Source organism: Pseudomonas sp. PGPR N4, from assembly GCF_059693665.1.
On the sequence record NZ_JCAUKV010000002.1, the window covers coordinates 123,847 to 144,248 of the forward strand.

Here is a 20,402-nt window from a genome sequence, read left to right on the forward strand (position 1 = left end):
GCGCGCCTGCCTGCTGGGCAAGGGGCGCAATTGTAGAGAAGGCGGGACGCACAAGCAAGGTGATTGGCGATTATTTGAACAGCGGCAGGGATCTGCCCAAATCGCCAGGGTGCAGACTGATCCCGGCGGGCAAATAGCTACGCCGGGATCGCTGCAGAGACTGGATCAGCGCTTCAGTTGGCGCTGACGTACGGCTTCGAACAGGCACACACCGGTAGCCACCGACACGTTCAGGCTGCTGACGCTGCCAGCCATAGGCAGCTTCACGAGGAAGTCGCAATGATCACGGGTCAGACGACGCATGCCCTTGCCTTCAGCACCCATGACCACCACCAGCGGGCCGGTCAGGTCCTGTTGGTAGATCTCCTTGTCGGCTTCGCCGGCAGTGCCGACCACCCACAGGCCGCGCTGCTGGAGCTTCTCCAGGGTACGCGCAAGGTTGGTCACGGCGACCAGCGGGATCACCTCGGCAGCGCCGCAAGCAACCTTGCGCACAGCCGGAGTCAGGGTCGCCGACTTGTCCTTGGGCACCACCACTGCGGTGGCACCGGCAGCATCGGCGGTGCGCAGGCACGCGCCGAGGTTGTGCGGGTCGGTAACGCCATCGAGCACGAGAATCAGCGGCGGGGTTTCGGTGCGCTCGAGCAACTCCTCGAGCATCAACTCGCCCCACACCTGCGCCGGGCTGACTTCAGCCACCACGCCCTGATGCACGCCTTCAACCCAGGCGTCCATCTCGCGACGCTCGGCCTGGCCGACCGCTACGCGGTTTTCTGCGGCCAGAGCCAGCAGGGTTTGCAGACGCGGCTCACTGCGCCCTTCCGACAACCAGATCTGCTTGACCCGCTTGGGATGGTGCTGCAGCAGCGCCTGCACGGCGTGCACGCCGTAGATTTTTTCCAACTGACTCATGACTTGTTCTTGCTCTTGCGTGGCGCGCCGGACTTGGACGGCCCTTTACGGTGTTTGCTTGGCTTGTCGCTGGCGGGCTTGCTCGAACTTTTGCCGGACTTGCTTGCCGTCGGCGCATTGCGGGCTTCGCCCATCAGCGCCTTTTTCACTTCACGGCTCTTGCGTACTTCGGCGTTGCGCTGCACGGCATCGCTCGGGAAGTAGGCATCCGAACTTTCATTCTTGCGCCGACGCGGTGCTGGCTCGGCCTTGGCTTCTGGCTTGGCTTGCGACGTGGCCTCGCGCTTGCTGTCCTGCTTCACGTCACGCTTGCCCGTGCCAGCACCTTTGCCTGCCGGCGCGGACTTGCCCGCCGGAGCCGTCTCGGCGGCGCCACGTTGCTTGCGGCCAACCGGCGCATTGACGGTGGCTTCGGACATTTCGAAGTCGATCTTGCGCTCGTCGAGATCGACCCGCATGACCTTGACTTCAACCGTGTCGCCCAGGCGGAAGCTGCGACCGGTGCGTTCGCCCGACAGGCGATGATGCACGGCGTCGTAGTGGTAGTAGTCGCCCGGCAGCGCGCTGACGTGGACCAGACCTTCGACGTAAATGTCGGTCAGTTCGATGAACAAACCAAAACCGGTCACAGCGGTGATCACGCCCGGGAAGACTTCGCCGACGCGGTCTTTCATGTACTCGCACTTGAGCCAGTTGACCACGTCGCGGGTGGCCTCGTCGGCGCGCCGCTCGGTCATCGAGCACTGCTCGCCCATCTGCTCCAGGGTGGCAACGTCGTACGGGTAGATGCGCGCTTTGGGGATTGCCACGGCGCCGGCACGCTTGACGTGCGGGGTGTCGATCTTGGAGCGGATCACGCTGCGAATGGCACGGTGCACCAGCAGGTCCGGGTAACGGCGGATCGGCGAAGTGAAGTGGGTGTACGCTTCGTAGTTCAGACCAAAGTGGCCATTGTTGTCGGTGCTGTACACCGCCTGGCTCAACGAGCGCAGCATCACCGTCTGGATCAGGTGGAAGTCCGGACGCCCGGAAATGCTCGCCAGCAGGGCCTGATAGTCCTTCGGCGAAGGCTCCTTGCCCTTGTGCAGCGACAAACCCAGCTCGCCGAGGAAGGCGCGCAGTTTTTCCAGACGTTCCGGTGGCGGGCCGTCGTGCACACGGTACAACGACGGCACTTCGTGCTTCTGCATGAACGCAGCGGTGGCGACGTTGGCCGCGAGCATGCATTCTTCGATCAGCTTGTGCGCTTCGTTACGCACAGTCGGGCGAATTTCTTCGATCTTGCGGTTATCACCGAAGATGATCCGGGTTTCCTGGGTCTCGAAGTCGATCGCGCCACGGGTATGGCGCGCCGCCAGCAGGACCTTGTACAGGGCGTGCAGGTTCTTCAGGTGCGGCACGACTTCACTGTACTCATCGCGCAGGGCCTTGCCTTCACGGGTACGCGAGTGCTCGAGCATGCTGCTGACCTTGTTGTAGGTCAGCCGTGCATGGGAGTGGATCACCGCCTCGCAGAACTGGTAGTCGACCATCTGCCCGGACTTGTTGATGGTCATTTCACAGACCATGGCCAGGCGATCGACGTGCGGGTTCAACGAGCACAGGCCGTTGGACAGCTCCTCGGGCAGCATCGGGATAACCCGCTCAGGGAAATACACCGAGTTGCCGCGTTGCTGCGCTTCGATATCCAGGGCCGAGCCCAGGCGCACGTAGCTGGACACGTCGGCAATCGCCACGTACAGGCGCCAGCCGCCGGAGAACAGCCGCAACTTGCCTTGCGGCTCGCAATAGACGGCGTCGTCGAAGTCACGGGCGTCTTCGCCGTCGATAGTGACGAACGGCAGGTGACGCAGGTCGATGCGGCGTTCCTTATCCTTTTCTTCGACTTCGGAGCGGAACTTGCGCGCTTCCTTGACCACTTCCTGCGGCCATACGTGCGGGATGTCATAGCTACGCAGGGCAACGTCGATTTCCATGCCCGGCGCCATGTAGTTGCCGATCACCTCGACCACATCACCCTGCGGCTGGAACCGCGGCGTTGGCCAGTGGGTGATTTTGATTTCGACGAACTGGCCAATCTTGGCGCCACCGTTACGCCCGGCAGTGACCAGCACTTCCTGCTGGATCTTCGGGTTGTCCGGGGTTACGTAGCCGATGCCGCCTTCTTCGAAGTAACGGCCAACCACGCTCTCATGGGCGCGGGAGATGATCTCGACCAGCACACCTTCGCGGCGACCACGACGGTCAGTACCGGAAACCCGTGCCAGGGCACGGTCACCGTCGAACGCCAGACGCATCTGCGACGGGCTGAGGAACAGGTCAGCGCTGCCATCATCCGGGATGAGGAAGCCGAAACCATCACGGTGGCCAGACACGCGGCCGCAGATCAGGTCCAGTTTGTCTACCGGGGCATAGGTGCCACGCCGGGTATAGATCAGCTGACCGTCACGTTCCATGGCGCGCAGGCGGCGGCGCAGGGCTTCGATCTGGTCTTCTTCGAGCAGGCCGAACTCTGCGGCCAGCTCCTCGCGCGCGGCTGGCTCGCCACGATCGGCAAGGCGCTGCAGGATCAGCTCACGGCTGGGAATAGGGTTGTCGTATTTATCCGCTTCGCGAGCGGCCTCTGGATCGAGGGATTGCCAATCGGCCATCAGGAGGGGTTCACCTTGGTATATATAGAGTAGAAGTTTGGCATAGGCCTATTGAAACCGGAAATGTCGTCGTTGGACAGCCCCCGTCTGACAGTCTTGTTGGCGAGGGAAGCTCAACAGAATCAACGTGTTGAGTTTTTTACTTTTTTTTTGATACGAGGGCTTTACAGCCCCCAATGGCGTCCGTATAGTGCGCACCACAACGACGGACACCGCCGTTGTAGTTGAGATAAGCGATGTTGTAAAGCATCCTCTAATCTTGACAGTGTGCCCAGGTGGCGGAATTGGTAGACGCGCTGGTTTCAGGTATCAGTGACCGCAAGGTCGTGGAAGTTCGAGTCTTCTCCTGGGCACCAAATATTTCGAAGCATAGATAGCAGGTCTGTCTGTGATTCAGCAAGAGATTCATCGCAGTACGCTGTAGATGTAAAGCTTTGCCCAGGTGGCGGAATTGGTAGACGCGCTGGTTTCAGGTATCAGTGACCGCAAGGTCGTGGAAGTTCGAGTCTTCTCCTGGGCACCAAATTAAAAACCCACTAGCTTGCTAGTGGGTTTTTTCTTGCCTGCGATTTGGTATGCCCCGCCATGACCGGCCTGAGCAGCCCTCCTCCTTCAAAAACTCTTCTCGAATTTCAGCGCCACTTCGGTCTGGCGATAGGCATAGGCCCAGTCGATGCTGCTGTCAGTCACCGTGCGTTTGGCGTACAGGCTCGGTACCACGCCAGCGAACGCCAGCCGCGGCACGCTGAGCGTGGCGATATAGATCTGCTGGCGATCCTTGCGCAAGCCGCCGAGAAACGCATCGGGCTGGTCGTAGCGGGTCTTGCGGTAGAGACCGACGACGCTCAGATTCAGCCCGGCATCAAAGCTGTGATAGGCGCCGAGGCTGGCCAGGTACTCGCGATTGCTGGCACTGGCGGCGTCCTGGCTGCGCCGGGTATAGGTCACTCCGGTAAATACCAGGGTCCGTGGATCGAGCATGTACGACAGCGAAGTACCGACCTGCCGCTCGTCGTAGTCATCGAAATAATCGCGTTGCTCACCCTGAAAGCGAAAGTACTTGTTCTGCAGCTGCAGGCTGAGCTGCAGACGGTTGCTCAGGTTGTGCTTCCATTCGCCGCGTACGCCGCTGGCCTGGTACTTGGTGTGGTGGTCGCTGTAGTAGTTTTCGAACAACGGCGTCAGCGACACATCGTTGAGCGCGCTCTGAAAGTTGTAGCCGGCGTAGAGCACGCTGGTGTTGTCGTCGTACCAGGTCTGGTTCTCCTGCGTTTCGCTATGTTTGTCATAGCTGTTGCCATAGCTCAGCCCGCGCACCAGCAGGTGGTGATTACCAGCCAGCTGAAAGCGCCGCTCGGCAGCCACGTCATAGACCGTGCTGGCTGACTTGATCGGCTTGGGCATCTGCCGCGAGTAATCAAAGCACTCGAAGAAAATCGTGCACACCTGGGTGGTGGTGAGCATGCCATTGCCCTGGTTGATATTGCTGTTGTAGCCAAACCCCAGCGATGCCGAGCCGTGCCACTCGCGCCGGCTGTCGATGGCACTGCGGTACTGACCAAGCACTTCGAGCACCGCATCGGGCACTTCAGCACTGGCGACCTCAGCGAACAACGCTTCGGCTTCAGCGGTCTGGTTGTCTTCGAACAGCGTACGCGCCAGCTCCAGACGGGCACGGACGAAGCCGGGCTGCAGTTGATCGGCGCGGCGCAGGTGAGCGATCGCCTGTTTGTACCTGCGCGCCTGGCGATCGATCAGGCCTTCGGCCATTTCCACCAATGCCTGTTCGTGCCCGGGCAGTTGCCGGTAGCGCTCGACAAACTGGCGCACCTTGCTCCACTGCTGCAGGTTGATCGACACATAGATAGCCGGGCCGAGGTCTGCGAGGCTGTTCTGCACGTTGTACGTCTGCCCCTCGATGGTGATCAAGGATGCGTCATTTTCGGCCGGGTCCGGTGCGCCCAGGTTGGCCCGCTCCCGCGCCTCGGCGCGGCGGTCAATCTTGTTCAGCAGCAGACGGGTGTCGTCATCGTCGGCCAGCAGTACGGGGGAGAACAAGGTCGAGAGACACAGCAGGGCGACGTGCACCCGCATGGACGGCAGCATGGTGATCGATCCAGAGACAGGGACAAAAAGTGGGAGGCAGGCGCCGCAGCGCCCCCTCCGTTGCACAGGGGTATTACTGTTTGGCGCCGCCGAAGGCGACTTTGGTGGTGCCGCTGGTGTAGATACCCGCCAGGGCCTCGGCGTTGTTGCCGTAGAACTGGCCTTTGATCTGATTGGAACGAGCGAATGACCCATTGGCTGCGATGGTAGTGCCCGCGAAGTTGATAGATCCTACGCTACCCGCCAGCGTGCCGGAGCCGCTGCCATAGTTGGCGGTCAGCACACCACTGGTCACGCCGGCGGCCGTACCTGGGTTGTACTGGTTGATGCCCACGACGTTGTACTTGGCATTGACCAAGGCCGGCATGCTGGTAGTTGGATTTTCGCCAACGAACCAGACCGTACGGTTGGCATGCGACAGGTTCAGGTCAGTGCTGTTGGTCGGCTGAGCACCGCTCTTGGCTGGCGCCCACTCGCCGAAGTACACCTCGGCACCCGATACCTTGGCGATGACTTCACCGCCGAATTGCGGGAAGCCGGGGGACGGCGCTGCGATCTGGCGATAGGCATAAACCTCGGTATTGTAGGCAGCCTTGTTTTTCCAGGTCTGCGAGGTAATTACGCCTGTACCGGGGTTGGTGATGAGCGCCGAGGTGGTGCCATAGCCGCTGAGAAGCGCATTGGTTTGAGCAATAGGCCCTGCCTTGAAGCTGACAACGGCTGAGGTGTTCGCGGTAGCGCCGGCTACCGTTGGCATAGCGATACCCGCTGTGCCTACTGCCATCAAGTTCGAAGGCAGTGCCTGCACATAAGTCGAAGAGGAACCACCGCTGACCGTAGCGGCAAATGCACCGGAGGTCACCAACGACAACGCTGTCATTACAAATAGTTTTTTCACAACACTCTCCTTGTCATAGTTTATGAACAACGCTGTTTTACAAAAAACAGCAAAAAATCTAGAAACGTGCAGTCAGCCCCATCTTGAGCGTGCGCCCGGGCGCTGGCATGACCGTGCGCGCCAACGGGTCAAGATAATATCGATTGGTTATATTGTTGACGCCAAAGTCGACATCAATATTCTTATTGATATGCAGCGTCGCATACGTATCGAATACCCAAATAGGGTGCCACTCGTAAGGCTGATTGATGCCTTTGACCATATCAAGATTCTGCTTGATCCACTTAGCCTCTTCCTTGTTCTTCGCGCTGCTGTGATAGACCATGCGTGCGCCGATCTCCAGGCGCTCATCGAACAGGCGCATGCCGCTGTCCAGGTTCAAAGAATAGTGAGGCTGCAAGCTGGTCCTGGAGAACGTCGTCGGGAAGCCACCGGTTACACACTCCTTGACCCGCCCATAATAGGGATCAACGGTGCTGGCCATGTCTTTGTCGCACAGGCGCTGATCCAGTCGATAGCTGGCACCAAAACTGCTGAAATACTTACCGGTATCAAAGCGTGTTTGCAACTCGATGCCTGACAGCAGCTTTTTTTCGTACTGGATAATATTGTAGGAAAAATCCCTGTCGATATAATCCTTGATCTCACTCTTGTAATAATTGATGCGAAAATCCGCGTTCCTCCACTCGGGTACAAACCCTAGCAGGTCCTGAACGTAACCGACTTCCCAGTTATACGCATGTTCTGGACTCGGCTGATTGGATGTGATGCTTGAACGGCTACCCGAGAACGCTTGAGTGTCTTCGTAGATTGTGGGAAAGCGAATGAACTCGACATACCTTGCGTACACCCTGGCACTGTCACTCAGCTTGAGGGTCACCCCTGCCATCGGCGCCCAAGCGCTGTCTCTGCGTTTCTTCGGCTTGGCCCAACGCTCATCCTCGGGTATCTGCTGGTATACCCCACCACTTGAGGGTGCTTTCAAATAACGGGCAACCGTGCGGCCACTGCCTTGAGCATTGGCTACCTGTTCACTAAAGTTAATGGTGCCGTTGGTGAATGGATTTGCACTGCTGTCCAACCGCGTGCCTTTGAGCGGAACCTGCGCCACCTCGACGGGACCGTAATAAACTCCATCTACAGTAGCATTCGCCAGTTCGCCGGCAACAGCTTCCTCAATTTCAGCTGGGTTGTCCAACCCCCAACTCTCCACCATGTCCCTCACCGAGGCTTCATAATTTTTGGCCTCTTCGTCGCTGAGCAGCTTGACATATCCAAAGTCACGGATGGTCTGATAACTGTTAACACCCCAACCTTCAACTTGCCCTTTGCGATTCTCATCCAGCGTCGTATCGAACGAGTTGTAATCGCTGTAACGCGCCCCCGCCGTAAACGTCAACCACGGCGTTGCAGCCCACTCGTTATTAAAACTAAAGTTATACTGCTCCCGCCTGCCGCCGCGCGGCCCCAAGTAGTTGATGGCGTAGGCAACCACACCACCACTCTCTTGATCGAGATTGTTGCCCTGCTCCAGCTTTTCTTTGCTGAAGTCCCCGGACAGCGTCAGCATCCAACTGTCTGTCAATTGCATTTTATTACCCAGTGTCACCCCCCAACGGTCGTGCTGGGTCACTTGCAGCGCGCGCGAGAACAAGTTGAAGCGCCCGTCGGTGTTGGCTAACTTGTCCGGCATGGCGCTATCGCCATTGCAGCCGAACAGACTGTAGCGACACTGCACATAGTTGTCCCAGGCGGCATCGCCCCTACCGTCAATACCATTGATGGCATATATCTGCTCGCCATTCTGGTAGCGCTTGGAGTCACTCTTGGTCAGCCAGAAACCAGCCTGGAGGTCGACCCAGCGATTATCTTCAGGGCTCCAGCTGTAATTGATTGAAAACGTGTCTTGCTTGACTTCACTGTACGGCAGCTGAAACCCAAAATTGCTGCCACTGGGGACCTGCTTGATGACCTCGTTGATCATGTAAGGGATGGTTTCGCCAAACTCGAGATCGCTGTGCATGTAAGAGAGTTTGATGCGCTGCTCATCAGGCAAGTACAGCGTACCCTTGAGCAGCGTGGTGCGCATCTCGTTGGACGTGCCCGCTACCTCGCCACCCGGGTTGTAGAAGCTGGCCAGGTAGTTGGCGGAGGTGTCGCCCACTACCGGCGCATTCTCCGCTGTAACGCCCTCATAACCGCTTTCGGATTCGTAACGCTTGCTGCCCTTCTTGCCGCTGAAATAGTTCCCCTTTTTGCGATAGCTGTAAGCGCCAAGCAGGTCGAAATTGTCCTGGCGGGTCGCGGCGGCAATGCGGTAGGCATTGTCCTCGAAGTCGAAGTCATCCGACCGGGAGTCGGTATGCGGGGTGTAACGGGTACCGCCGCCATTGGCGAAATAAACGGAAGTGCCGCCGGTATACGCGCCTTCGATATCGCGGTAGTCGCGGCCGAAGCTGCGCATGCCGTCTTCATTGGGCGCTACCGAATTGCTTGCGGTTTCGCTCTTGAGCTCGAGCCCGTAGGTCTCGCCTGGCCGGACGATATCCTCGGCGTCCAGCGTGCGGATCTCCACCGAGCCACCGATGCCACTCTTGACCCCAGCGGTCAGCGATGGCCCTTTCTCCACCGAGATGCCGCCGATCATGTTCGGATCGACGTAGTTGCGGTTGGAGACCCCTGCCGAGCCCAGCCACACAGAGGTCGATTGCTCGGTACCATCCACGGTAACCGGGATCCGCCCTTCGCCCTGGATGCCGCGAATGTTCGGATCAAGCGCGCCGCTGTTGCGTGACTCGCCGCTGTAGACGCCATTCAAGCCTTTGAACAGGTCACCAACACTGGTGCCCTTGTAGCGCTCGATGTCTTCCTTGCCGACATAAACGTTGGAGACGTCCTTGCGGTAAACGTCGTTCTCGCCCTTCTCGGTCTGGTCCTCCCATTCACCTTTGACCTCCAACGCCTCCAGCACCTGCAGGCCCTGCTGCGAAGTACCTGGCCTGCTCAGCTCATCCTCGAAACCTGCCGGCAGCTCGATCTCGATGGCGCCCATATTCGGCGCGGGCGCCTGAGCTCCTGGGGCGTTTTCCTCGCCCAGCGCTGCGGGGCTGGACAGTGTCAGCAGGATCGACCACGCCAATGGCTTGAGGCGCATTGGCGATGGCGGTGGGGTGAGCAAAGACATGGCGAGACCTGTATTTATCGTGACATGGCAGTTTCATGGCCGCTGACTCGCGGCGCAGTGATAATAACGATAAATGCAAATGAATCTCGTTTAGATTGATATGCGAAAACAACAAAAACCTATGCGCACAGCCCGACCACGTCGCTAGCGCTTCTTGCCGAAAATCGACTTCGGCGCCCGGCCGAAGTAGCGGGTAAAAGCCACGGTGAAATTGTTCGGATATTTGTAGCCCACCTGCCAGGCGGCCTGGGCCACTTGCTGGCCGGACTCGAGCAGGGTCATCGCCTTGCGCATGCGCATGTCCAGGAGCATGCGCGCCGGGGTCGAGTCGAACAGGTGACGAAAACCCTCCTTGAGCTTGTGCTCGTTCATCCCCACCGCCGTGGCCAAGTACTCGACCGTCAGAGGCTGATGCAACTGCTCGCAGAGCAGGTTGCGCGCACGCTCGATGCGCTCGACGTCGCTGCTGCTCAGCGCCGAGCTGATGCTGTCCTGCGGCGCCAGCAGATTGAACTGTTCGGCCAACAGACTCAGCGTATGGATGTGCAGATCAAGGCGGTTGGCCGGGTTCAGCAGGCCTGGCTGCAGGTAGCGCACCAACGCCGCGGCATGCGCCTGCGCGGCTTGCGAGCTTGGGCGAAAGTCGAGGCGATGCAGATGCCCGGTACCCAGCACCTGCGCCGCCCGCTCCTCGCCGACGTACTTGCACAGGGTCTGCTCATCGATCACCAGGCGCAGCTGCGAGGCGGTTTGATTGGCCTGATAGCGGCGCTCGCCGGGGGTCGCCTTGAACGCCGTGATGGTGGTGTGGCCAGCCTCGAAAGCGAGGTGGTTGCCATCCTTGCCAGTGAACCCCGATTTACCCTGCAAGCCAATCGTCACCACCATCACATGGCCGTCATGCGGGCCGCAGGTCTCTTCGATCAAGGGGCGCAGCGGGTGGTAATGCAAGCGCCCCAGTGACAGGCCCCGCTCCAACTGCAACAGCTCGGAGTGGCACTGGCCAAGGTCCTCGCTCAGCTGCATGCGCAGGCGCCCATCAGCCAACACGCTGCGCTCGCGCGCTTGATCCAGACCGAGACGGCAACTCCCTTTCAATGTGCTCATGCTGACTTCCCTGAAGGTCCGCGAGCTCGCGTCGCATAGGAACGGCTCCGACTCGCATACTTATACTGAATGATTCTCATTTAATATATATCACCTTTATCAGTGATTCGGCCATGCCTTGTTTCGTTTCATACAAGCGGCCACTACAGGGAGTTACCGTGCCTCAATCTGCGAAGCCACACTGCTGCCGCGTACACCTGAGCAACCCAGCGGGTGAACGATGACTTGCAACTACCAGGATCTGCGTAGCAGTCACCCCCTCCAGGCCTGCTGGGACCTGCAACTGGGCGGCCTTGGCGCCGATGCCCTGCGGGTAGCCCTTGAGTACGGCGTGTTCGACCAGTTGCGCCAGTTCACCAGTGCCCGGCACACGGCAGAGGCGCTGGCACTGGACCAGCAAGCCACCAGTTATCTGCTGGAGCTGCTGTGGTGCCAGGGCCTGCTCGAGCGCAACGAGCAGCAGCCTGCGCTGTATCGCAACCTGCCCACCGCCGAACGCCACCTGCGGGCCGAGGCCGACGACTACTGCGGCGATGCCCTGCTGTTCCGCCATCAGGTACTGCGCCAGACCGGCAGCCAGCTCGGCGACTACCTGCGCAGCGGTATGGCGACGCCGTCCGCCAGCCCACAGGCGATCGCTCGCAGTTGGGCCAACGCCGCTCGCCTGCAGATCGCTCAGGAGCAACGCGCAGTCACCACCGAGTTGGCCTGCGCGCTGATCGAGCGCCTGCCCGAATGCGCCCAGTTGGAACGTGTGCTCGACCTCGGCGGGGGGCCGGGGCTGGTCGCCATCGCACTCGCCGAACGCTTGCCGAACCTGACCGGAGTGGTCTTCGAGTACCCCGAGGCGGCCGCCGTGGCGGACGACAACATCCAGCGCGCCGGGCTTGGCGAGCGTTTGCAGGCGCTTGGCGGCGACCTCAACGACGACGACATCGGCAGCGGCTTCGACCTGATCTGGTGCTCGTCGGTGCTGCACTTTGTCCACAACCTGCCCGCCATGTTGCGCCGCCTGCACGCCGCCCTGCGCCCCGGCGGGCTGCTGGTGTGCTGCCAGGCCGAGGTGCCCAGCGAGCGCGCTGCGGCAGCGCAGGTCCTGCCGTACTACCTGCACATGCGCCTGCAAGGGCGCCACGTACTGGCCGAGGGTGAAATGGCGCAACTGCTTCAGGGCGCAGGCTTCAGCGCGGTACAGCAACTCAACGGGCTGCGTTTTCCGGTCACCCCGGTGAACGCCGTCATCGCACGCAGACCTCTGGGATAACGTGATGAATCGCACTCGAATCGCCGGCCTGCAACTGCTGTTTGGCTGGCTCAACCTGGCACTGGCGGTGCCCAGCATCTACCTGATGTTCGGCATGCCGCTGGTAATGCGCCAGTACGGCTGGAGTGGCACCGAGATCGGCCTGTTTCAACTGGCTGGGCTGCCGGCAGTGTTCAAGTTCCTGCTCGCCGTACCGGTACAGCGGGTGCGCTTGGGCAACGGACATTTGGTGCACTGGATGCTGTTGCTCGGCGCCCTGCTGCTGGCCCTGTATTGGCTGATTGGTCGGCATGACCTGATCGAACAGCGTCTGGCGCTGTTCACCATGACCTTCGCCATCAGCATCATCGCCACCTGGATGGACATCCCGCTGAACGCCCTGGCCGTGCAGTGGCTGCCACGCAGCGAACAGCTGCGCGCCGGCAGCATTCGCTCGGCGGCATTGTTCATCGGCGCGATCGTAGGTGGTGGCGCGATGTTGCTGGTTCAGTCCCGGCTGGGCTGGCAGGCGCCGTTTCTGTTGATGGCCGCTGCGTTGGTACTGGGCATGCTGCCATTGCTGGTCTTGCGCAAACGGGCACAGGCGGCTACCAGCGAACCTGTCGAGCCACCTGGCCTGGTCGCCGAGTGGATGAGTTTCTTCGCTCAGCCCGGTGCACGCCAATGGAGCTGGGTGTTGCTCAGCGCGTTCCCGTTCATCGGCGCCGCCTGGCTGTACCTCAAGCCGTTGATGCTTGATCAGGGCATGGCCATGGAACAGGTAGCCTGGCTGGTGGGAATCGCCGGCGGCGCCACGGGCGCCATATCGAGCCTGCTGTTTGGCCGGCTGATACCGGTGCTTGGCACGGCCCGGGCGATCCTGTGCTACCTGCTCGCCGCCCTGCTGGCGCTGCTGCTGTTGACCGTCAGCGTATGGCTGCGACTGGGGCCTGCCTGGCTGACCGCCAGCGTGCTGCTGCTCGCGGCAAGCATGGGCGCGGTGTCCGCGCTGATGTTCGGCCTGACCCTGTGCTTCAGCCGTCGCGGCAACACCGCCAGCGACTACGGCCTGCAGTCCAGCCTGTTTGTCATCAGCCGTCTGGCTGTGCCGGTTGCCGCCGGGCTGCTGCTTGATCGGCTGGGCCAGCACGGCATGCTGGCCTGCCTCAGCGCAGGTCTGCTGGTGGCGCTGCTGCTGGCCTGGCGAGTGCGTCACAGCATCGCCGGCAGCACCGCCGCTGTGCTGGCGAGCGAGCGTCACACCGCAGCGGGCCTGGCTCGCTGCATCAGCGAGGGCAAAGCATGAAGCAGCAAACCGTCGGCATCTGCCTGGTCAGCGGCGACAGCGCGCTGCGCGACGATGTGCAAGCTGTGCTGGATCGGCTCAACCACTGGCTAGGCCACGAGACTCCCGCCGCCAGCCAGTCATGGCCGGACAACGACCCACAGTGCCTGTACCGGCAGGTCGCCGAGCAGGCTCAGGCGTACGTTCGCGAGCATGCCGAGAGCCATGGCTTGTATCTGGATCTGCAGGTATTCGGCAATGCCGAGGCGGCACGCTCGGCCCTGCACAGCGAGCATGCCAGCGACAGCGATTATGTGCTGTTCGATACGCGCCAGCTGGCGCCGCAACCAGCCAGCGACCCATTGCTCGAACTGCTCGCAGCCCAGCCCCAAGCCAAACGTTCGCCCAGCTCTGCGCTGCTGCTGTGTAACGCAGACGATCTTGGCCACTGGCTCAACCGGCTTGGCGGCAACCGCCTGCTGAGGGTGCCACACGCCGACCAGGCGCTGCGCCGGGCTGATCTGTTGCGGCTGTTTGTCGATCACCTTGAACACGCCTACTTCAACCGCCTGCTGGCCCGCACCACACTGCAATCGAATGAACCGGTGGCACTGGCCCGGGATATCCAGCAACGCATGAACGCACGCTGGACCGGGCAATGGGACTGCCACTTCTTCACCGGTTCCATGGTTGCAGGCTTCATCGACTCCATGGGCGCGCTGCTCAAGGGTAGTGGCTGTGGTTTCCATACCGCCAGCAACGAGCACGCCCTGGCCGTCAGCGCCATGGCCGGCTGGCAACTGTACCGACGTGCCTACGTGATCGTGATGACCTCGGGGATGCTCGACGAGATGCGCGGCACGCTGGCCAACCTCAAGCGTGCCGGGGCGCCGGGGCTGGTGATCTGCGCCGACTCGGCGGCAAGCGTCTGGTACGCCTTCCAAGGCACTGTGGACAACGACAACGACGGTCATCAGGTGATTGCCGCACGCGGCCTGTGGCAGCGTTTCATCCAGCGCCCGGAGCAATCGCGCAGCTGCGTTGAGGCCGCCTTTGCCGCGCTTGACGGGCAACCCGCGCCGACCTTCCTGTTCGCCACCCAGGCGGTACTCGAATCGCGAGTCGACACCGGCCCACAGCAACACCTGGCAGCTACTGCAACGCCTGCACAATCGCTTGACCCTGGCCAGCAGGCGGCCCTGGCGCAGGTGCTCGAGGTACTCAACAACGAACCCGCAGGCATCCTCTGGCAGTGCGGCAGGCTGACCGAGTGCGAGCGCCAGCGGGTCATGGCCCTGGCCCAACGCAGTGGCATCGCGCTGGCCGACAGCATCATCGCGCCTGGCAGCGTCACCGCCTATGCCGATCAGGAGCCGGTGCTCAACTATCTTGGCCCGCTGTCGATGTACGGCTTCAGCCGGCGCATCCATGCCTTCCTCGAACAACCCGAGACCGAGCATGGCAAGCCCTGGCTGTTTTTCATCAAAAGCAAGATCGACCAGTCAGCCACGCCCTACTCCGAGGGCCGCCTCAAGCGCCTGTTCCACATCGCTCAGGTCAACCGGCGCCGCGAGCACATTGCGCCTTTCACCGAGCTGGCGGTGGACCTGCCGCTGACCACCCTGCTTGATTATCTGGAACAGCACCTGGCAGTCCCGCCAGCGCTGCTCAAGGCCCGGCGCGAGCGCCTGCAACAGCTGCAACGCACCCGTGAGGCGCTGCCAAGCGACCAGATCGAAACCTTGCCGATGACGCCGAACTTCTTCTTTCACCGGCTTGGCCAGCTGCTGGCCGAACTGATCGAGGCAGACGGTTATCGCTACACCGGCGTGTATGACGTCGGTCGCTGCAGCATCTCGGCGATGCGCAACCTGCCCCGCACCGATGCTGGCTTTTCCGGTTGGTACGGCCGGGCATTGATGGGCGATGCGTTGATGTCGCTACCCTACATCGCCGTCAATAACCGCCAGCACGTGCTCGCCTTCATCGGCGACGGCGCGCGGGCACTGGTGCCGGACATCGAACAGCGCCTGGCAATGTCCTTGGCCAGCAGCGCCGATGGCAGCCAACGCAACGTCACCGTGATGTACCTGGCCAATGGTGTGCTGTCGATGATCCAGACCTACCTGGATAAACGCTACGCCTGCCACGGCGCCGCTCAGGTCAATGTGCCGGTTGCCGACGGCCCACTCTGGCAGGAGCAGGCTTTCGGCCCTATCAGCGTGTGCCGCGCTCGCCTCCTGCAGTTCTGCCCGACCACCCTGCGCCAGGCCCTCACCACCCCTGGCCGGCTCAACTTCTTCGACGTCTGGCTTGGCCACAATTCGGAGGGCGATGGCTTGAGCCTGGTCTCCGAAACGGCCTGGAGCCGCCTCAACACAGAGACCCTCTGATGAAATTCGGATTCATTGCTCACCCCACCTCCACCGGCCTGCTGCATCAGGTCAAGCTGGTCGACATGCTTGAACGTACCTTGGGCGAACAAGCCTGGGGCTACAGCAGCGCACGCTGGCGCCAGCGCAACCTGGTGCCGTTCGTCGACTTCGGCCGCATCGTCAGCGCCAGCGGTGCCGAGTGCTCGGGGATCCTCCAGTTCATGCCATTGACCGCCGAGCAGATGCTACGCCAGCCCCGCGCCATCGCCGAACGGGTGCTGCAGGGGGTCAATACGCTCAAGGCCGAAGGCGCCGAGCTGGTTGGCCTGGGCGGCTTCACAGCGATTGTCGGCAACCGCGGCGTAGCCACCATGGAGCAGGCCGACGTAGCTGTCACTACCGGTAATTCGCTGACTGCCTACGCCGCCTACATCAATCTGCTGGACAGCCTCGAACTGGTCGGCGTAGCCACCGAGAACGCCGAAGTGGCGATCCTCGGCTACCCCGGTTCGATCGCCCTGGCCGTGGCACGCCTGCTTGCCGAGCAAGGCTGCCGGTTGCGCCTGGTGCACCGCGGTAGCCCGCGCCAGGCACAGGCACAGTTGGAGTTCCTGCCGGCCCGCTACCACGCCCAGGTCAGCCTGCATGACAGCGTCGAAGACTGCTATGCGAATGTGCGTTTCTACGTGGCAGCGACCTCCAGCGGTGGCCTGATCGACCCGCGTCGGCTGCTGCCAGGCTCCGTGGTGATCGATGCCGCACTGCCCAAGGACGTCATGACCGTTGCCCATTCCCGCAGCGACATTCTGCTGGTCGACGGCGGTCTGGTCTCGGCCAGCCAGGCGGTGCATCTAGGCATGCGCACCATGGGCCTTGAGCCCAAACGCAGCATGAACGGCTGCCTGGCCGAAACCATTATCCTTGCCCTCGAAGGCCGCGCCGAAGCGTTCTCGATTGGTCGCGAGCTGCCGGTGGACAAGGTCCTCGAAATCGGCGAGATCGCCGCGCGTCATGGCTTCACGCCTTCGCCGATGGCCAGCGACGGCGAATCCCTCGGCGTCGATGACTTCGCTCGCCTGCGCCGCCACCATCATGGCCAGCGGCCGGTGCGCGCCAGTGACAGCCGCGATGACCCACTGAGCCTGCGCCGGGAAGTGCTCAACAGCTTTGGCGAACACATCAATCCGGTGCTGCGTGAGTTCTATCGGTTCAACCACATCGAACGGGTGTTCAGCCACGGCGAAGGCTGCTGGCTGACCGACCTGGACGGTCGCCGCTACCTGGACTTCGTCGCCGGCTACGGCTGCCTCAATGCGGGACACAACCATCCAGCGATCAGCCAGGCTCTGCAGCGCTATCTGCAAGAGCAGTTCCCAACCTTCATCCAGTACTCGTCGGCGCCGCTGCACACCAGCCTGCTGGCCAAGCGCCTTGCTGAGCTCGCGCCCGGCGATTTGCGCCGGGTGTTTTTCAGCAACTCCGGCACCGAGGCGGTCGAGGCCGCGCTCAAGCTGGCCCTGGCAGCCAGCGACAAGCGCTGCGTGGTGTATTGCGACAACGGCTACCACGGCAAGACCCTCGGCGCGCTGTCAGTGACCGGCCGGGCCAAGCACCGTACGCCGTTCGAACCGTTGTTGCCACGTTGCGACAGCCTGCCGTTCGGTGACCTGCCAGCCCTGCGCGAACGGCTGGCCAAGGGCGACGTCGCGGCCTTCATCTGTGAGCCGATTCAGGGTGAAGGGGGCGTGATCCTGCCGCCTGAGGGTTATCTGGCCGGGGTGCGTGCACTGTGCGACGAGTTCGACTGCCTGTGGATTCTGGACGAGATCCAGACCGGTCTGGGCCGCACCGGCAAACGTTTCGCCTGCGACTGGGAGGCTACTGCGCCAGACATCATGGTGCTGTCCAAGTCGCTGTCCGGCGGCCTCGTCCCGATCGGCGCGACGTTGGCCAGCGCGGCGGTGTGGCGCCGCGCCTATGGCGACATCGATACCTTCGCCCTGCACACCTCGACCTTCGGCGGCAACAACTTCGCGGCAGCCGCGGCACTGGCGGCGCTGGATGTGCACGAGCAGGAGGACCTCACCGGCAATGCCGCACGGGTCGGCGCGCACCTGCAGCAAGGCTTGCAGCAGGTGGCCGCGCGCTACCCGTTCATCAAGGCGGTGCGCGGCCGCGGGCTGATGCTGGCGATCGAGTTTCACAACGACATGAGCGGCGCCATCGAGGCACTGGTCAGGGAGATGGCAGGGCGGATTCCGGGGCAGCCGGCGGCCACCTACCGCATGCTTTCGAGCAAGGCTCGCCAGCATCTGCAGGCGGCCATGGTCGAGCTCGAGCAGAGCCTGGAAGACATGTTCGTACTGCGCCTGATGACCAAACTCTCAGAGGAACACGGCATCCTCACCTTCGTCACCGCCAACAACAACCGGGTGATGCGCATCCAGCCTCCGCTGGTATTGAGCATGGCTGAAGCAGAGGGTTTCCTGCAGGCGTTTGCCAGCAGCTGCGCCGACCTGGCGACCTTCGAGTCATGAATCAGGCGCGGCGGCCGCAGTGCACAGCAGGTGCGCAGGCGGCCGCCGCAGCGCTTCAGCACTCTGCATAGGTTTTTCACCCAGGCTCATACAAAAGCCCTCCTTGAGTGGATTGAATCCACCTCCGACACAATTGAAAATGGTTCCAGTTCGTATCTACTGAATGGAAGAAAGCGATATGACCACCCTACCGCCGCTGGTCGAGCCCGGTGCCGAGCTCACGCGTGAAGAAATCAACCGCTACAGCCGTCATCTGCTGATCCCCAACCTCGGAGTGATCGGCCAGCGCCGCTTGAAAAACGCCAAGGTGCTGGTGATCGGTGCCGGCGGCCTGGGCTCGCCGACTCTGCTCTATCTGGCTGCTGCCGGCATTGGCACCCTGGGCGTGATCGATTTCGACCGGGTCGACGAATCCAACCTGCAACGCCAGGTGATTCACACCGTCGACAGCATCGGCGAGCTCAAGGTCGAGAGCGCCCGCCAGGCGATTGCCCGGCTCAACCCGCTGGTCAAGGTCATTGCCCACAATGACCGGCTCGAACCTGAGATGGCCGTCGAGTTGTTCTCGCGCTATGACCTGATCCTCGATGGTACCGACAACTTCGCCACGCGCTATCTGGTCAACGATGCCTGCATCCTGGCCAACAAACCCTACGTATGGGGTTCGATCTTCCGCTTCGAAGGCCAGGCCTCGGTGTTCTGGGAGGATGCCCCGGACGGCCGTGGGCTCAACTACCGCGACCTGTATCCAGCGCCTCCACCGCCCGAGCTGGCACCTTCCTGCGCCGAAGGCGGCGTGCTCGGCGTGCTCTGCGCAGCCATCGCGTCAATCATGAGTACTGAGGCGATCAAGCTGCTGACCGGTATCGGCGAGCCGCTGCTGGGCCGCCTGATGGTCTACGACGCGCTGGAGATGAGCTATCGCGAACTGCGCATCCGACCGCTGCGTGATCGCCAGGCGGTCACCGCCCTGAGCGACTACCAGGCGTTCTGTGGTCTTGGTCAGGCAAAGCCTGATCACGACTACAGCGTGCCGCTGATCAGCAGCCTGCAACTGAAGTCGCTCAAGGACGCCGGCAAGGCACCGGTGATCATCGACGTGCGCGAACAGACCGAGTGGGACATCGTGCACATCGACGGCGCCCTGCTGATGCCCAAGACCGCCGAGCTGGCCGCACAGATCGTCGAGCGTTTTGGCCGCGACACTGACCTGGTGGTCACCTGCAAATCGGGGGTGCGCTCGCAGGCGGTGTCCAGTGACCTGCGCAAGCTGGGGCTGGACAAGGTGCGCAATCTAGACGGTGGCGTACTGGCCTGGGTGCGCGAAGTCGACCCGGCGCTGCCGAGCTACTGAGGGCGCAGCCATGCCACTGTGCATTACCCGCGAGGCGTTGGAGCAGATCCGCCGCCACGCCGCTGCCGAACACCCGCTCGAGGCTTGCGGCCTGGTCGCTGCCGCCAGCGGCTCGGCGCTGGCCCATCGCGTTGTCGCGATGCGCAATCAGGCGGCCTCGCCGACCTGGTTCAGCTTCGACTCGCGCGAGCAACTGCGGGTCTGGAGCGAACTCGACGAGCGTGATGAGGAATGCCGGGTGATCTACCACTCGCACACGGCCAGCGAAGCCTGGCCGAGCCGCGATGACATCGCCCACGCCAGCGACCCTGAGCTGCACTACCTGATCGTCTCGACCTGGCCCGCAGCCAGGCACGCACTGCGCAGCTTTCGCATCGTCGCCGGGCGGGTTTTCGAAGAACACCTGGCCATCCAGGAATGAACCCGGTCAGCCACACATGGCTGACCCAACAGCACCCTTTCAAGGAGAGTCACATGTCGGTTTCAGTCATGGTCCCAACCCTGCTGCGTCCCCTTACCGAAGGCCAGAAAAAAGTCGAAGCGCAAGGCGAGACAGTGCGCCAGCTGATCGACCAGCTCGACCAACGTTACCCAGGCATCAAGGGACGCCTGGTGCACGACGACCAGGTGCACCGCTTCGTCAATATCTACGTCAACGATGACGACATCCGCTTCGCCGACGGCCTCGCCACAGTGATCGCCGCAGGCGACCGCCTTACCGTGCTGCCGGCCGTGGCCGGCGGCTGAAAT

Annotated in this window: 13 protein-coding genes and 2 tRNA genes; 9 read left to right on the top strand and 6 right to left on the bottom strand. The window is 61.9% G+C overall.

Annotated features, from left to right (window positions below):
* Nucleotides 1-165: 165 nt before the first annotated feature.
* The gene (gene rlmB / locus AC58X1_RS10260; RefSeq protein ID WP_101315960.1) at nt 166-912 is read right to left on the bottom strand and encodes a 23S rRNA (guanosine(2251)-2'-O)-methyltransferase RlmB; all 747 of its coding nucleotides are present in this window, start codon (nt 910-912) and stop codon (nt 166-168) included.
* Nucleotides 909-3,563, bottom strand: a complete 2,655-nt coding sequence (rnr, locus tag AC58X1_RS10265; RefSeq protein WP_150572873.1) for a ribonuclease R — start codon at nt 3,561-3,563, stop codon at nt 909-911. Before rnr ends, rlmB begins: the two co-directional genes overlap by 4 nt.
* Before the next feature lie 269 nt (nt 3,564-3,832).
* Here rnr and AC58X1_RS10270 point away from each other — a divergent pair.
* Both AC58X1_RS10270 and AC58X1_RS10275 read left to right on the top strand, forming a co-directional pair.
* A tRNA-Leu gene (locus AC58X1_RS10270) sits at nt 3,833-3,919 on the top strand.
* 80 nt (nt 3,920-3,999) lie between these two features.
* Nucleotides 4,000-4,086, top strand: a tRNA-Leu gene (locus tag AC58X1_RS10275).
* 89 nt (nt 4,087-4,175) lie between these two features.
* On the opposite strand, the gene AC58X1_RS10280 is transcribed toward AC58X1_RS10275, so the two are convergent.
* The 4 genes from AC58X1_RS10280 to AC58X1_RS10295 form a co-directional block, all read right to left on the bottom strand.
* Nucleotides 4,176-5,669 (bottom strand): surface lipoprotein assembly modifier, encoded by a 1,494-nt coding sequence (locus AC58X1_RS10280; RefSeq protein WP_447736071.1) that lies wholly within the window; start codon nt 5,667-5,669, stop codon nt 4,176-4,178.
* Between the two features lie 73 nt (nt 5,670-5,742).
* Nucleotides 5,743-6,567, bottom strand: coding sequence for a Slam-dependent surface lipoprotein (locus AC58X1_RS10285; RefSeq protein ID WP_447736073.1), 825 nt, complete (start codon nt 6,565-6,567; stop codon nt 5,743-5,745).
* Between the two features lie 58 nt (nt 6,568-6,625).
* Nucleotides 6,626-9,751 (bottom strand): TonB-dependent receptor domain-containing protein, encoded by a 3,126-nt coding sequence (locus AC58X1_RS10290; RefSeq protein ID WP_312388283.1) that lies wholly within the window; start codon nt 9,749-9,751, stop codon nt 6,626-6,628.
* 144 nt (nt 9,752-9,895) lie between these two features.
* Nucleotides 9,896-10,858: a helix-turn-helix domain-containing protein gene (locus tag AC58X1_RS10295; protein ID WP_101315949.1), complete on the bottom strand. Its 963-nt coding sequence runs from the start codon at nt 10,856-10,858 to the stop codon at nt 9,896-9,898.
* A gap of 220 nt (nt 10,859-11,078) precedes the next feature.
* On the opposite strand from AC58X1_RS10295, the gene AC58X1_RS10300 reads away from it, so the two are divergent.
* The 7 genes from AC58X1_RS10300 to AC58X1_RS10330 all read left to right on the top strand — a co-directional run bounded on the left by AC58X1_RS10300 (nt 11,079) and on the right by AC58X1_RS10330 (nt 20,399).
* A complete protein-coding gene (locus AC58X1_RS10300) occupies nt 11,079-12,122 on the top strand; it encodes a methyltransferase domain-containing protein (RefSeq protein WP_497428808.1) in 1,044 nt (347 codons plus the stop codon).
* A gap of 4 nt (nt 12,123-12,126) precedes the next feature.
* Nucleotides 12,127-13,407: an MFS transporter gene (locus AC58X1_RS10305; protein ID WP_497428809.1), complete on the top strand. Its 1,281-nt coding sequence runs from the start codon at nt 12,127-12,129 to the stop codon at nt 13,405-13,407.
* On the top strand, nt 13,404-15,779 hold the full coding sequence (locus AC58X1_RS10310; protein WP_497428810.1) for a decarboxylase: 2,376 nt from the start codon (nt 13,404-13,406) through the stop codon (nt 15,777-15,779). Before AC58X1_RS10305 ends, AC58X1_RS10310 begins: the two co-directional genes overlap by 4 nt.
* Complete coding sequence (gene pigE / locus AC58X1_RS10315; RefSeq protein WP_497428811.1) at nt 15,779-18,298, top strand: prodigiosin MAP biosynthesis aminotransferase PigE; 2,520 nt, start codon at nt 15,779-15,781, stop codon at nt 18,296-18,298. Before AC58X1_RS10310 ends, pigE begins: the two co-directional genes overlap by 1 nt.
* Before the next feature lie 178 nt (nt 18,299-18,476).
* Entirely contained in the window at nt 18,477-19,652 is a 1,176-nt protein-coding gene (gene moeB / locus AC58X1_RS10320) for a molybdopterin-synthase adenylyltransferase MoeB (RefSeq protein ID WP_150571128.1), read from the top strand.
* 10 nt (nt 19,653-19,662) lie between these two features.
* A complete protein-coding gene (locus AC58X1_RS10325) occupies nt 19,663-20,073 on the top strand; it encodes a M67 family metallopeptidase (protein ID WP_150571127.1) in 411 nt (136 codons plus the stop codon).
* Between the two features lie 53 nt (nt 20,074-20,126).
* Entirely contained in the window at nt 20,127-20,399 is a 273-nt protein-coding gene (locus AC58X1_RS10330) for a MoaD/ThiS family protein (RefSeq protein ID WP_101315935.1), read from the top strand.
* Nucleotides 20,400-20,402 lie beyond the last annotated feature (3 nt).